General features: G+C 74.6%; 10 protein-coding genes. 3 read left to right on the top strand and 7 right to left on the bottom strand.

Features of this window, described 5'->3' with window-relative positions; all coding sequences use genetic code 11:
- Positions 1 to 49 precede the first annotated feature (49 nt).
- On the bottom strand, positions 50 to 1,006 hold the full coding sequence (locus ACFQRF_RS06765) for a DUF2157 domain-containing protein (RefSeq protein ID WP_379869738.1): 957 nt from the start codon (positions 1,004 to 1,006) through the stop codon (positions 50 to 52).
- A gap of 494 nt (positions 1,007 to 1,500) precedes the next feature.
- On the opposite strand from ACFQRF_RS06765, the gene ACFQRF_RS06770 reads away from it, so the two are divergent.
- Both ACFQRF_RS06770 and ACFQRF_RS06775 read left to right on the top strand, forming a co-directional pair.
- On the top strand, positions 1,501 to 3,018 hold the full coding sequence (locus ACFQRF_RS06770; RefSeq protein WP_379869739.1) for an ABC transporter substrate-binding protein: 1,518 nt from the start codon (positions 1,501 to 1,503) through the stop codon (positions 3,016 to 3,018).
- Positions 3,019 to 3,020: 2 nt separating this feature from the next.
- On the top strand, positions 3,021 to 4,853 hold the full coding sequence (locus ACFQRF_RS06775) for an ABC transporter permease subunit (protein ID WP_379869741.1): 1,833 nt from the start codon (positions 3,021 to 3,023) through the stop codon (positions 4,851 to 4,853).
- A gap of 52 nt (positions 4,854 to 4,905) precedes the next feature.
- On the opposite strand, the gene ACFQRF_RS06780 is transcribed toward ACFQRF_RS06775, so the two are convergent.
- A complete protein-coding gene (locus ACFQRF_RS06780) occupies positions 4,906 to 5,061 on the bottom strand; it encodes a hypothetical protein (protein ID WP_379869743.1) in 156 nt (51 codons plus the stop codon).
- A gap of 47 nt (positions 5,062 to 5,108) precedes the next feature.
- The gene (locus ACFQRF_RS06785; RefSeq protein WP_379869745.1) at positions 5,109 to 6,191 is read right to left on the bottom strand and encodes a helix-turn-helix domain-containing protein; all 1,083 of its coding nucleotides are present in this window, start codon (positions 6,189 to 6,191) and stop codon (positions 5,109 to 5,111) included.
- Between the two features lie 495 nt (positions 6,192 to 6,686).
- Here ACFQRF_RS06785 and ACFQRF_RS06790 point away from each other — a divergent pair, with 495 nt between their 5' ends.
- Positions 6,687 to 8,378: an L-lactate permease gene (locus ACFQRF_RS06790; RefSeq protein WP_379869747.1), complete on the top strand. Its 1,692-nt coding sequence runs from the start codon at positions 6,687 to 6,689 to the stop codon at positions 8,376 to 8,378.
- Here ACFQRF_RS06790 and ACFQRF_RS06795 read toward each other — a convergent pair.
- The 4 genes from ACFQRF_RS06795 to ACFQRF_RS06810 form a co-directional block, all read right to left on the bottom strand.
- Entirely contained in the window at positions 8,356 to 9,027 is a 672-nt protein-coding gene (locus ACFQRF_RS06795) for a TetR family transcriptional regulator (protein WP_379869748.1), read from the bottom strand. The two genes, ACFQRF_RS06790 and ACFQRF_RS06795, sit on opposite strands and share 23 nt — an antisense overlap.
- A 60-nt stretch (positions 9,028 to 9,087) precedes the next feature.
- On the bottom strand, positions 9,088 to 11,574 hold the full coding sequence (locus ACFQRF_RS06800; RefSeq protein WP_379869750.1) for a glycoside hydrolase family 3 C-terminal domain-containing protein: 2,487 nt from the start codon (positions 11,572 to 11,574) through the stop codon (positions 9,088 to 9,090).
- A gap of 2 nt (positions 11,575 to 11,576) precedes the next feature.
- Complete coding sequence (locus ACFQRF_RS06805) at positions 11,577 to 12,863, bottom strand: MFS transporter (protein ID WP_379869752.1); 1,287 nt, start codon at positions 12,861 to 12,863, stop codon at positions 11,577 to 11,579.
- A 172-nt stretch (positions 12,864 to 13,035) separates the two neighbouring features.
- Positions 13,036 to 14,111, bottom strand: a 1,076-nt coding sequence (locus ACFQRF_RS06810) for an ATP-binding cassette domain-containing protein (protein ID WP_379869754.1), incomplete at its 5' end; no start/stop codon positions are given.

Genomic DNA, 14,111 nt, shown 5'->3' on the forward strand with positions numbered 1-14,111 from the left:
AGCCGCCCGGCAGGACGGCTCGCCCCCGGTCCCGGGAAGGTGCGGGTCTTTAGTCCCCGGAGCGGTGGGCACGGTGCAGGCGGATGCCGACCGCGCTGACGACGAGCAGCACGACACCGGCCAGCAGCAGGGTCCCCGACGCGCCGATCGCGCCCTCCGTCCAGTCCCACACCAGTTCCGTGACGGCGATCGCGCAGCCCAGTACCCCGGCCACCAGGAGGACGGTCGCCCGTTCCCGCTGGTAGAGGAGGAGGAACAGCACGGCCACGGCCAGCGTCAGCGCGATCCAGGCGGTGTGGCCGCCGGCGCCGAACGTCATCTGCGCCCCGTACAGCGCGATGGCGGCGCCCAGCCCGTGGGCGAGGGCGCGGTGGGTGAGAACGCCCGTGAGCGCCACCGCGATCCACAGCAGGCCGAGGCCGAGCACGAGCAGGTTGCCGGTGGTGGCGGTCCAGTCCGTGAGATCCAGCAGTGCCGCGATCGTCCACACGCTCATTCCCGCACAGGCGACGAGCAGGACGGCGGCGGGCAGCACCGCGTAACCGGCGGCGGCCACCAGCAGGCCGACGGCTCCGGCGAGGGGTGAAAGGTCGGTATCGAGGGCGACCTGCACGGCGAGGGCGGCGGTCACCGACGCGAGGCCGGCCAGGACTCCGGCGAGGCGGCGGCGCACGGGCGGGACCCGGTGCCGGCGCCCGGTCATGGCCCGTGGGCCGCCCGCGGTCAGGACGCCGCCGCCGGCCAGCGCGAGCGTGAGCACGGTGAGCACCACCGCCCACGCCACGCGCTCCAGGTCGGCCCAGACGGCGGCCACCAGACTGACGGCGCCGGTGAGGGCGAGCGCGCCGCCGACGTACCCGGCGATCTCCGCCCAGCGGACGTGCGGCCGCTCGGCGTCGGCCGCCGCGAGCTCGGCGCGCACCGCCGCCGCCTGCCGCTCCGAGATGACGGCGCGCTCCACCAGCCGCCGCAGCGCCCGTTCGCGGGCCTCGGCCGGTCGGCTCACGCCGTCCGCCTCGGGGCACCGGCCGCCACGGGCCGCGGGGCACCGGACCGGCCGGCGTGCGCGGTCCGCGCCACGGGGCCACGCGACGGACCGAGCCGCCGGCAGAGCCGGCAGGCCGGGTGCGAGGTTCGGGGATGGGGGTGCATGGACGCTCACTCCTTCTCGGCGGTCGGGGGGACGAGACCCAGCCTGGCAGCACCGGGCGGGCATCGGGGAGGGGACGGGTACTCAGCTCACGGGCGCCGACGTACTCAGACGGGCGGCCGGACGTGGGAGGCGAGCGCGACCGCCTTCGGCCGGGCGGCCGTTCCGCGCCGGGGGGGACGCGCGGGACCCACCGGAGTGACCTCGAACGATAACCATTATCATTCTTGTCCGTACTGTCGCCATCCACACAGAATGTCCATTTCATGCGGTCAGTGCGGTCCACGCGCCGTTCCCTGCGGCCTCCTGTGTCATGCCGCGCTCGCCGGAACGCAGCCGAGAGAGGTCCCATGCATCCCCCTGTCCCCCGTCGCGCGCTCGGCGCGACCGTGCTGTCCGCCGCCCTCGTACTCACCGGCGGCTGCTTCTCCGGGTCCGCCGGCGGCGCAGCCGACTCCGAACGCCTGAGCGTCGCCATGCTGAACCCGCCGCGATCCGCGCTCAACCCCTTCAGCGACGACGCGTTCAAGCTGTCCCGGCTCGGCATCGCCGAGACCCTCGTCCAGCTGGACGAAGCCGGCGACCCACTGCCGATGCTCGCCACCGAGTGGCGCCAGACGGCCGACGACACCTGGGAGTTCGACATCCGGCGGGAGGTGACGTTCCACGACGGGACCACCCTGGACGCCCGGGTGGTCGCCGACGCCCTCACGGCGGCGACCGAGGCGCGGCCCAAGCCGCGCATCCTGGACGGCGTCGAGTGGGACGTCCGCGCCGAAGGTGACGACCAGGTCGTCATCACCACCAACTTCACCGACCCCCTCACGCCGCACCGGCTGTCCAGCCCGCAGCTGAGCATCCTCTCCCCCGACGCCTACCAGGGCGACGGGAACACCGTGGACCCGACCGGGCACGGCAGCGGTCCGTTCGAGCTCGTCACGTTGAACGGCAGCGACAGCGCCGCCCTCGACCGCTTCGAGGGGTACTGGAACGGGACCGCCGCGGCCCCCGGCATCGACGTGTCGTTCGTACCCGACGGCGCGGCCCGCACCGCGGCCCTGCGCACCGGAGAGGCCGACATCGTCGAGGCCATCCCGCCGTCGCAGGCCGCGCTGCTGGACGAGGGCACCTTCCGCGAGGTCCCGATGCCGCGCACCAACACCCTCTACCTGAACACTCGCGAGGACGGTGCCTCCGGCGTCTTCGCCGACCCCGCCATGCGCGCGGCGGTGCGGGCGGCGGTGGACGCCGAACCACTGGTCGAGAGCGTCTACGAGAGCCGCGCCGACCTCGCGGACGGCCTGCTCGGCCCCGCCCTGCCCTGGTCGGACCAGCGGCCCGAGCGTGGCGAGGGCCCCGAGCCGGCCGACCCCGACGGCGCCCGCATCACCCTGGCCACCTTCACCGACCGCGCCGAGCTGCCCGAGGTCGCGGCCACGCTGGAGCAGCAGTTGGAGGCGGCCGGATTCGAGGTGGAGCAGGAGATCCGGGAGTACGCCCAGATCGAGAGCGACGCGCTCAACGGTGAGTTCGACCTGTTCATCCTGTCCCGCGCGACGGTGCTGGACTCCGGCGACCCGGTCGCCTACATGGTCAGCGACTTCTCCTGCGACGGCGGGTTCAACATCTCCGGGCTGTGCGACACCGAGGTGGACGACCTGCTCTCGGCGGCCGAGCAGGAGGGCGACCCCGACGCCCGCCGCACCGCGACCCTCGAAGCCGAACGCGCCATCCTGGAGACCGACGCCGCGATCCCCCTGCTGCACGAACGGGTCATCCAGGGCGACGCCCCCGGTACCGAGGGAGCGCTCTTCGACCCGCGTGAGCGGCTCCTGGTCGGGCTGGAGACCCACCGGAGCACGGACTGACCATGCGGCACCCTCGCTGGCCGCGCGGTGGCGGCCTGTTCCTCGCGACACTGCTGTCCCGGATCGCCGCCGTCGCCGCGCTGATCGTGCTCGTCGGCACGCTGCCGTGGCTGACCGGACGCGACCCCGCCCTGACCATCCTGCGCGCCGGCTCCGCCGAGCGGGACCCCGACCCCGAGGCGCTGGCGGCCATCCGCGAGCGCCTCGGGCTCGACGACGGCCCGGTCGCGCTGCTCGGCTCCTGGTTGTCCGGTCTGCTCCATGGCGACGCCGGCACCTCCTGGGTGTCGGGGCGACCGGTACTGCCGGGCGTCGTGGAGGGCATCGGCGTCTCCCTGACGCTGATGGCCGGCGCGGTCGCGGTGGCGGTCCTGCTGGCGGCGCTGCTGTCCGGCCGTACCCTCCTGGCGGGATCGCGCGGAGTGGTACGGCACAGCAGCGGGATCCCCGCGGCGTTCTGCACCGCGCTGCCCGACTTCCTGATCGGCTCGGTGCTGCTCGTCGTGGTGGCGGTATGGCTGGGCTGGCTCCCCCCGTACGGGTGGACCGACGCCCGCAACCTGGTGCTGCCGGCGCTCGCGATGGGGATCCCCGCCGGCGGACTGCTCGGCCGCCTCCAGGACGACGCGCTGCCCAGCGCGTTCGGCGAGCAGTGGGCGACCACGTGGCACGCGCTCGGCTTCCGGCGGCGGACGCTCGCCGCGGGCGGGCTGCGGCGCGCGCTCCCGGCGCTGTTCCCGCAGTGGTCCCTGGTGGTCGTCGCGCTCACCGGCGGCGCGGTCACCGTGGAGACGCTGTTCGCCATCCCCGGGATCGGCCGGACCGCGCTGGGGGCGGCGGTCGCCCAGGACCTGCCGGTGCTGCAGGTCAGCGTGCTGGCGCTGGTGCTCATCGGCGTGCTGGGCGGCGCGCTGGCCGGGCTGGGCCAGCGCCTGGTGATGGGGCCGGCGCTGCGCGGCGGCGCGCTGACCCCCGTCGCCCGGCCGCGGCCCGAGCCGGGCCTGTTCGGACGGCTCGCCCCCGCGGGCATCGCCGTGCTGCTGGCCGTGGTGATCGTCGCCGGGCTGCTGCGCGACCCGTACACGGTGCAACCGGCGCTGCGGCTGGCCGAGCCGTCGTGGAGCCTGCCGCTGGGCGCGGACGCGCTGGGCCGCGACGTCCTGGCCCGGCTCGGGCACGGCGCGCTGCGCACCGCGCTGCTCGCGCTCGCCGTGACCGGGGCGGTGCTGGTCATCGGGCTGGTCATCGGTTTCGTCCCCGGGCTCGACCGAGGCCTGGTGGAGGTCGTCAACGCCATGCCGCCGGTCCTCTCGGGGCTGCTGACCGCCGCGCTGGCCGGTCCGAGCGTGCACGGCGCCGCCATCGCGGTGGGGGCGGTCGCGTGGGCGCCGCTGGCCGCGCACACAGCGGCGCTGGCACGCGAAGAGCTGTCCACCGGTTACGTGGAGGCGTCCCGGTGCCTCGGCGCGTCACCGTGGTGGATCTACCGCACCCAGGTGCTGCCGGCGGTCCTCCCCGCGGTCGCCCGGCACGCGATGGTCCGGCTGCCCGGCATCGCGCTGGCGCTGGCCTCGCTCGGCTTCCTCGGCCTGGGCGCCCAGCCTCCGGTCCCCGAGTGGGGGCTGGTGCTCGCCGAGGGCATGGGGTACGTGGAACGCGCCCCATGGGCCGCGCTCGCGCCGGCCGGTGCGCTGGCGGCGCTCGGCTGCCTCACCGTGGCGCTGGCCAACCTGCCGACGCCCGCGCCGGGCCGGCGTCGCACGCCCCGCCCGCACGCACGTCCGGCGGGTCAGGCAGAGGGTTCGGACGTGCGGCCGGCCGGGTCGGTGCAGTAGGCGACCACCATGTCGCCGAGGACGCGGCGGTCGTGCTCGCGCCGCGCCGGGTTCAGCGGTCGCGGCCGAAGATGGTGGTGAACCTGTGCCGGTCGGCGACGGCGCAGACGCAGTAGGAGCTGATGGCCATGTGCGGGTCGACGGCGTCGACGTCGGCCCGGAAGGTCCCCTGCTCCCGGCCGCGCTGCGGCTGGCGCCTCGCCGCCATGGTGCTCGTCGTCGGCCGCTACGCCTTCTTCGCACTGGCGACGCCGGTCAGTCAGGGATGGGGCCGCGGGTGAGCCGGAGCCGTCCCGCGGCACCCCGCGTCCGTGCCGGATCGCGGCGGGCGCGCTCGCGGAAGTCGCGGGGCGGCGTCCCGTAGGCGGCACGGAAGGCGCGGCTGAAGGCGGCGGCGTGCGCGAATCCCCACCTGGCGGCGATCCGCTGGATGGGGACGTCGGCCAGGGCCGGGTCGGCGAGGTCGCGCCGCGCGTGCTCCAGACGCTGGTCGCGGATCCACGCGGCGACGCTGGTGTCCTGTTCCTGGAAGAGCCGGTGCAGGTAACTGGTGGAGACGTGGTGCGCCGCCGCGATGGTGCGCGGGTTGAGGTGCGGATCGTGCAGCCGGCTCCGGATGAAGGCGCGGATGCGCAGGATCAGGGCGTGACGGTGCTGGTCCGGCGGTGCCGGAAGTTCGGTGTCGAGGGCGTTGGCGAACAGCGCCGAGATCAGGTCGAGCAGCACCGTGCCCAGCCGCGGGCCGTCGGTCGCGCGCAGCGAGGGGGCATCGGCGGCCAGGCCGGTGGCGAACGAGGTCAGCAGCGCGCCGACCCCGGTGCCGGCGGGCAGCGGCCGTCCCAGCACTTGGTCGACGCGGTGCGGCGGCAGCGTCAGCGCCGTTCCGGGCACGGTGAGGATGACGCTTTCGAACAGGCCGCCGTCGTGTGGTGCCCGCAGCACCGCCCTGCGCAGCCGGGGCAGGTCGTAGCCGCACAGTTCACCGGCGCCCACGATGCTGCGCCGACCCGCCCATTCGATGTGCGCGGTCCCCTGCCGCGGAATGATCAGCTGGTAGAACCCGGGATCGGCCTGATCCGCGAGCGCGCGGCTCCGGTACAGCCATGTCGACGCCATGGCCTTGACCACCACGGACACGGGCCCGAGCACGAGCATGCGCTCGTGGGCGTGGTGGTTCCCGGGACGGTCGCCGCTGATGTCGAGCGCGCCCGGTGCGCGCCTGTATCGCTCGCGCCACACCTCGAACCGCTCGACTCCGGGCACGCTGGCGGTGGCACACCCCGTCTCCAGCACCTTGTCCTCCCCATGTGCTTCGCGGGCCGCGCGGTGGGAGTCCACCGCCGGCGATCGCCTGCTCCGGGCGCGTCCGTCCCCCGACGCGCGCGCCCGGCTCCAGCGTCTCCGCAATCGCACGGATCGTCGGGGGGCGAAAAGCGACTTTCGGTGCTCGCCGAAGCTGACCGGTCAGCGCGGCCGGCCGGGGTGCGGCCGTGCCGGGAGCGCTCGGGGGTGCCGGTCCGGGTGCGTCTCAGGTCGCACCCGGACCGGCATCCGGCCATCCGCCACCGGTGCCGGGAGAGGCCGGCGCGACGCGTTCGCGCTGACGGCCGCGCTGGGGCGCCCGCTCGTCCGGGCGGATGGAGTCGCGGTCGTTCTGGGCGGGGTCCCGTGCGGAGTGCCGGGAGGGGCGGAGGACCCCTTGCGTGACGCTGTGACCACGCTTACAGTCGTCCCGTAACTGAAAGCGCTTTCCGCCTCTCGTGGGCGCGGCCTGCCGTCGTCTCCCCCAACCGACTTCCCGAGCCGAACCACGCACAGAGTGGAGAGAGCCCCATGGGCTGGGTGCAGAACTACGAACCGATCGGCGGCCTGTGGGGGTCCGCGCTGCTCGCCGCGCTGCCCATCGCGGTGCTGCTCGTCGCCCTCGGCGTCGCCCGGCGCTCCGCGCACCTGTCGGCCGGGCTCGGGCTGGGCGCCGCGCTGGTGGTGGCGCTCGCCGTCTACCGGATGCCGGTGGACCTGCTGGCGTCCTCGACCGTGCTCGGCCTCGTCTTCGGCATCTGGCCGATCGCCTGGATCGCGTTCAACGCCGTGTACTTCCACAACGTCACGGTGGCGACCGGCCGGTTCGAGAGCATCCGCGCGGCGCTGGCCGGCTTCAGCCCGGACCGCCGGATCCAGGCGCTGCTGATCGCGTTCGGCTTCGGGGCGCTGCTGGAGGGGGTGGCCGGCGGCGGTTCGCCCATCGCCATCACCGCGGCCATGATGGCGGCGCTCGGCTTCCAGCCGGTGAAGGCGGTGGTCCTGGCGCTGCTGGCCAACACCGCGCCGGTGGCGTTCGGGGGGCTCGGCAACCCGCTCATCGTGCTGGGCACCGTGGCGGGGCCGCTCATGGACATGGAACCGGCGACCGCCACCGAACTGTTCTCGGCGATGACGGGGCGCCAGGTGCCACTGCTGTCGCTCATCGTGCCCGGGTTCATGATGGTGGTCCTGGCCGGGTGGCGGCGGGCGTGGGAGGTGTGGCCGGCGGTGCTCGTCACCGGCGGCGGCTTCGCCGCCATGCAGTTCGTGGTGGCGAACTTCATCAGCCCCAGCCTGGTCGACGTCATGGCCGCGCTCACCGCCATGGGCGCCCTTTGGGCGCTCATGCGGGTGTGGCGGCCGCCGTCGGTGTGGCGCTTCGAGGGAGAGGAAAGCGCGCCGGACGGCGGTTCCCCCGCCGCCGGGACCTCACCTGCGCACACCGGCATCCGCGCCTGGACCCCGTACCTGATCCTCGTCGCGGTCATCCTCGTGTCGCGCATCGGCAGCCTGTTCCCCGCCCTCCCGGCGTGGGCGAACGTGACCGCGTGGCTGCAGAGCGCCACCCTGGAGATCCCGTGGCCGGGGCTGCACGAACGCGTCGTCCGGGTGGCGCCGATCACCTCGCCGGACGCGCCCTACCCGGCCGTCCTCACCATCGACCTGCTCTACTCCGCGGGATCGGTGGCCCTCATGGCCGCCGTCATCGCCGGCCTGGTGATGCGGGCGACGCCGGCCGTGCTCGCGCGGGTCTACTGGCAGACCTTCGTCCAGATGCGCTGGGCGCTGGCCACCATCATGATGATCCTGGCCATCGCGCACGTGATGAACTACTCCGGCGCCACCTCGACGCTCGGACTGGCACTGGCGCAGACCGGCTTCCTGTTCCCGTTCTTCGCGGCCTTCGTCGGCTGGCTGGGCGTCTTCCTCACCGGTTCGGACGCCTCCTCCAACAGCCTGTTCGGCCCCATGCAGGTGGTCTCCGCCCAGCAACTCGGCGTGGATCCGGTCCTGGCGGGCGCCGCGAACACCTCGGGCGGCGTGATGGGCAAGATGATCTCGCCGCAGAACCTGTCGGTCGGGGCGACGGCCATCGGCCAGACCGGCCGGGAGTCGGCGCTGCTGCGTCAGACCTTCGGGTGGTCGGTGGCGCTGACCGCGGTGGTCGGGCTCATCACGCTCGCCCAGGCGCACCTGTTCACGTGGATGATCCCGGGCTGACCACGGCCCGCTCGGCGGTGCCCCACCGGGCGCGCAGCATCGCCACGTGGCCGCTGAACTCGGTGACCATCGACACGCGCTCCGGTTCGAGCAGCCACTGCTGCTGGAGGCCGTCCATGACCGCGATGGTGCTGCGGGCCAGCGTCTCGGGCGGGGTGCCGGGGTGCATCTCGCCGCGCTCCCGCCCGGCCCGGACCGCGTCGACCAGCCAGGCGTGCACGCCGGCGTAGTGGTCGAGCGCCCAGTCGTGGGCCGGGTGGTCCGGCGCGGTCGCCTCCGCGGTCAGCCGGACGAACAACCCCACCAGGTGCGGCCGGGTGGAGTTGCGGGCCGTGAGCGCGGCCAGCGCGTCGAACGCCGCCCAGCCGAGCGGCCGGCCGCCGTCGGCGGAGGTCAGGAACTCGCCGTCCCGGGCGTCGCGCTCCTCCAGAACGGCGGCCAGCAGCGCCGCCTTGCTGGGGAAGTGGTGCAGCAGGCCGGACTGCGAGAGCCCGGCCCGCTCGGCGACCTGCGCGATCGACGTGCCCTGGAAGCCCGAGGCGGCGAACAGCTCGATGGCGGCCCGCACCGCTCTGGCCCGGGACTCCGCACCATTGGCCTCTCCCCGCGACCTGCTGCGGGCGGTGCGGTATCGGGGCGGGAAGGACATGGTGCGGACTCCTCGGGCGGGGCTGCTGTCGCGGTGCGGACCGAACGCGCGGGCGGCGGATCACTCCGGCGGACGGCTTGTGGGCAGCGTAACGCGCACGTCGCCGAGGCCGCGGGCGATGAGCACGGTTCCGCCGGGCGGCAGTGCTCGCCACCGGCCGGCGTCGGCGTCCCACACCCGTTGCGCGCGCGGGTCGCACCGCACCTCCACCCGGGACCGCTCCCCCGGCGCCAGATGCGCCGCGGCCCAGCCGATCAGCCGCACGGGTTCGGCCGGATCCGCCGGGCGCAGGTACGCCTGGACGGTCTCGCGGCCGGGCCGGTCCCCGGTGTTGGCCAGCTCGACGCGGACCGCGGCGACCGTGCCGTCAGTGCCATCGGTGTCGTGGCCGGAGACGACCTCGCCCGCGCCGTACTCCCAGGTCGTGTAGCCGAGCCCGTGGCCGAACCAGAACAGCGGGCGCCGCCCGGACGCGTCCCAGCCCCGGTAGCCGACGGCGGTGCCCTCGGTGTAGGGCAGCTCGCCGTCCCGGGGAGCGGTCGACCACGCGGGCCCGTCGCCGTCCCGCGCCGGGAAGGTGGTGACCAGCCGGCCGGCCGGTTCCACCTCGCCGAGCAGCGCGGCGGCGACCGCCGCACCGGCCTCCTGGCCGGGCAGCCCCGCCCACAGCACCGCGTCCACGTGGTCCAGCCAGGGCATGAGCACCGGCGTGGCCGCGTTGACGACGACCACGGTGCGGCGCGCGGCGGCGGCGACCGCGGCGACGAGGGCGTCCTGCTCACCGGGCATCGCGAGGGTGGTCTTGTCGACGCCCTCGGTCTCCTGCTCCTCGGTGAGGCCGACGACGACCACGGCGACGTCGGCGTCACCGGCCGCGGCCGCGGCGGCGGCGATGGCCTCGGCCGGCGGGGGCGGCGCGGGACGGGCCACCAGGCCCAGCAGGCGCAGCCGGGACTCGCCGCGCAGTTCGGCGGTGATCCGCGCGCCCGGTTCCAGATCCGCGGTGGTGGTCCAGACGGGCGGGGCCAGGATGTCCTCGCCGGGCCCCTCCCCGCTGGGCAGCTGGACGGTCTCGTGCACGCCGGGGCCGGTGAGGGTCCACTCCCCCGCGCCGCGCACGCCGATCTGCATGCGCGTCGGTTCGCCGAGGACCACCTCGGCCGTGAGCTCGATGCTGGCCGCGTCGTCGGCCGCCCCGCCCTCGCCGGTGACGGTCTCGGTCCAGCCGACGTGCCGGGACTCCAGTACGGTGCCGGCGGCGTCGCGGGCGACCATCCGGATGCCGGGCAGCCCGGTCTCCGGGTCGCGCAGGGCCCGCAGCGGCGCGGCCAGCGGCCGGTTCCTGACCTCCACCCCGTCGACCACGGTCACCCGGTCGGCGCCCAGCGCCTCGGTCAGCCCTTCGGCCACGCTCACCACGTGCGGGGGCCGGACCTGGGCGGATCCGCCGCCCTGGGCGATGGTCTCGGTGGCGTGCCGTCCGATGACGACCACGCGGCCGGTGTCGGCGGCCAGCGGGAGTGCGCCCGAGCGGTTGGTCAGCACCGTCATGCCGCCGGCGGCCAGCCGACGGAGCTGGTCGCGCCGCTCGGGGCCGTCGGGGGCGGGGCTGACCGGCGGCCAGGAGCGGTGCTCGCCGAACGCCCCGACCCGGTCGGCGAGCCGCAGCAGCCGGCGCACGTGGTCGTCCACGGTGCTCTCGGCGACCTCGCCGGCGCGGACGGCGGCCACCAGGTGGTCCTCCCAGGGTCCGCCGGGGCCGGGCATGACGAGGTCGAGCCCGCCGTTGGCGCTGGCGGCGGTGGAGGTGGTGGCGAACCAGTCCGACACGACCAGCCCGTCGAAGCCCCACTCCTCCTTGAGGAGGCCGTTCAGCAGTTCGGTGTGCTCGGTGGCGGTGACGCCGTTGATGCGGTTGTAGGAGGCCATGACGGCCCACGCTCCGGCGTCGTCCACCACCATCTCGAACGGCAGCAGGTACACCTCGCGCAGCGTCCGCTCGTCCAGCACCGAGTTCACGGTGGTGCGCTCGGTCTCGGACTCGTTGGCGAGGTAGTGCTTGGGAGTGGCCGCGATCCCCTGTTCCTGCAGGCCGGCGACGTATCCGGCGGCCAGCGCGCCGGTGAGCAGCGGGTCCTCGCTGAACGCCTCGAAGAGCCGGCCGCCGAGCGGGGTGCGGTGCAGGTTGATGGTCGGTCCGAGTACGACGTGCACCTGCTGGGCGGCGGCCTCCTCGGCGAGCAGCGCGCCGACCCGGCCCGCCACGCCGGTGTCCCAGTGCTGGGCGAGCAGGGTGGCGTTGGGCAGCAGGGCGGTGATCCGCCCGCCGGTGAAGGTGTCGCCGCGCACGCCGGTGGGGCCGTCGGACAGCCGCAGCCCCGCGAGCCCGATGGCGGGTTCGGGCCACAGGCTGAACAGCGCCGCTCCGGTCAGCAGCCGGACCTTGCGTTGCAGGTCCAGGGCGGCGATCGCCGCTTCGATGCGTTCTTCGATGCGTTCTTCGCGGCCGGACCCGGCGAGGTCGCCGGTGGTGCGGGTTTCGGTCATCGTCAGCGCACTTTCTTGATCGGAAGGACGACGAGCGCGCCGAGCACGCAGATCGCGGCGGCGACACCCAGGAGCAGGCCGTAGTTGTGACCGCCGGCGGTGCCGACCAGCGCCGCGCCGAAGGCCGGCGCGAGCGCCTGCGGCCCGGCGTTGGCGATGTTGAAGACGCCGAGGTCCTTGGCGGAGTCGTCGGGGTTGGGCAGGACGTCGACCACGAGCGCGAGGTCCACGCCAACGTAGATCCCGTACCCGAGTCCGAGGATGATTTCGGCCAGGTAGAAACCGGTGACGGAGTCGGCCTGCGTGAGCGCGACCATCCCCACGCCGAAAACGAGGGTCGAGCTGGCGACGAAGACCTTGCGGCGGCCGAGCTTGTCGGAGAGCCAGCCGGCGACCTGCGCGGAGACGATCAGCACGACCGTGTAGATGAGGACGCCGGTCGCCATGACCGCCGTGGCGGTCGCCACGTCCAGGGAGAGTTCGTGCTGCAGGTAGAAGAGCCGGTAGGTGGTGAACATGAACGAGGCCAGCGTCACCAGGAAGCGGGACGCCCAGGCGTAGGCGAAGTCGGGGTGCCGCCGCGGGTCGACCCAGAAGGTCCGCAGGACCGTGCCGAGACCGCCCTCGCTCGGTGGCCGCCGGGGCAGCGGGCGGTCCGGGAGCACGAGGACGTACAGCAGCACGAGCGCGAGGCCGGCCACGCCCGGGACGAGGAACAGCGGAAGCATCTGGGTGCCCAGGAACTGGGCGGCGTAGGCGGCACCGAGGATCGCGAGGTTCTGGGCGACGCCGAGCAGGCCGCTGATCCTGCCGCGCTGGAACATCGGCACCTGGTCGGCGAGGGTGGCGACGAACGCGGCGAGCGCGGCGTTGGCGAGCAACTGCCCGAGGAACCAGGCGACGGCGATGACGGCGACGCTCTGCGCCGTCGCGATGACGGCCAGGCAGACCGTCAGCCCCACCGCGCCGATGACCAGCCACGGCCTCCGGCGGCCGAATCGCCCGGTGGTGCGGTCGCTGATCCGGCCGAACACCGGGTTGGCGACGAAGGCGGCCACCGCGCCGAGGCTGGAGACGACGCCGAGCGCGGCGACGGCGTCGTCCTCGCCGACAAGGCTCTGCACCTTGAGGGCGAGACTCGCGAAGACGGGGGTGAGCAGGGCCAGGAAGAGTCCGAGCTGGGCGAGCGCCATGGTCGCGACCACCCGCGACGGCGCCTTCTCGGTCGGGGGCGGGATGAGGCTGTCAGGCTCCGGTAGCGGGTCGGCGTCGGGCGTGGTGGTCCCCATGTGCGCCTCCTCGGCGAGGGTCAACGCTAGTGAGGTGGATCACACCACAAGGACCGACCGATTACCCGGTCGGTATATGAAGTCGCAACATTTCTGAAACGCCCCTGAAACTGATCCTTCGCGACATATGTCCGTAGCGTCGGTGTTCGCGGCGTCGCGCCGGGGCGGCAGCTCAGCGCGCCGGGGCGGCGGAGGCTCCGGGCCCGCCCGGCAGGGCCGCCCGCGCGAAACCGTACGGCGGCACGCCCGGACGTTCGGCCTTCAGCACCCCGCTCGCGAGCCGCCACACCACGTCGGCCGTCGCCAGCCGCTCGGGACGGTGGGTCACCACGATGACGGTGCCGGGGAAGTCGGCGATCACTCGGTCGATGACACCGGCCGCCGACGCGTCCAGGTGGGCGTCGGCCTCGTCGAGGAGCAGCAGCCGGGGGCGGGTGAGCAGGGCGCGGGCCAGGGCGATGCGCTGGCGCTGGCCGGAGGAGAGCCCGCCGCCGTGCTCCCGGACCTCCGTGCGCAGGCCATTGGGCAGGTCGGCGAGCAGGTCGGCGAGGCCGCTGGCGCGGATCGTCGTGTGCAGGCGGCGGCCGTCGACGCGGGGATCGGCGTACCGCACGTTCTCGCCGACGGTGCCGCGCAGCAGCGGAAGGTCGGGGCCGGCCAGGCCGATCGCGGAACGCACCGACGACGGGCGGGCCGCGGCGATGTCGGCGCCGTCGAGGCGGACGGTCCCGCCGTCGGGCGGGGTCAGGCCGGCGATCACCGACAGCAGGGTCGACTTACCGCTGCCGTTCGGGCCGACCAGGGCGACCACGCTCCCGGCCGGGACGTGCGCCGACACCGGGGTGAGCACTCCGGCCAGCCACACGCCCGTGAGCTCGATCTCGCCAGGGCCGTCGGGCAGCGGCGGTGCGGAGGCGGGTGGTCGCGGGTGGCGGGGACGGGTGAGTTCGGCGGCGATCCGTTCGGCCGACACCGTGTAGGCCGACCGGTACTCCGGCACCCGGGTGAGGTCGCGGGCGGAGGGGGTGGCGATTCCCGCGATGGCGATGGCGGCGGCAGCGGCGGCCGGCCCGGCCCCGCTGAGGGCGGTGGCGAGCAGCACCGCGGCCGTGGTCAGCAGTGCGGTGGCCTCCGCGACCGCCCGTACCGTGCCCACCGCCCGGGTACGCCGAACAATGGCGTCGGCCAGCCGGCGGCCACGCCGGGCGAGGACGCGGCGCTCGGCCCGCTCGCGGCCGAAGGCGCGCA

It is taken from the genome of Marinactinospora rubrisoli (assembly GCF_042664915.1).
GTDB lineage: Bacteria > Actinomycetota > Actinomycetes > Streptosporangiales > Streptosporangiaceae > Marinitenerispora > Marinitenerispora rubrisoli.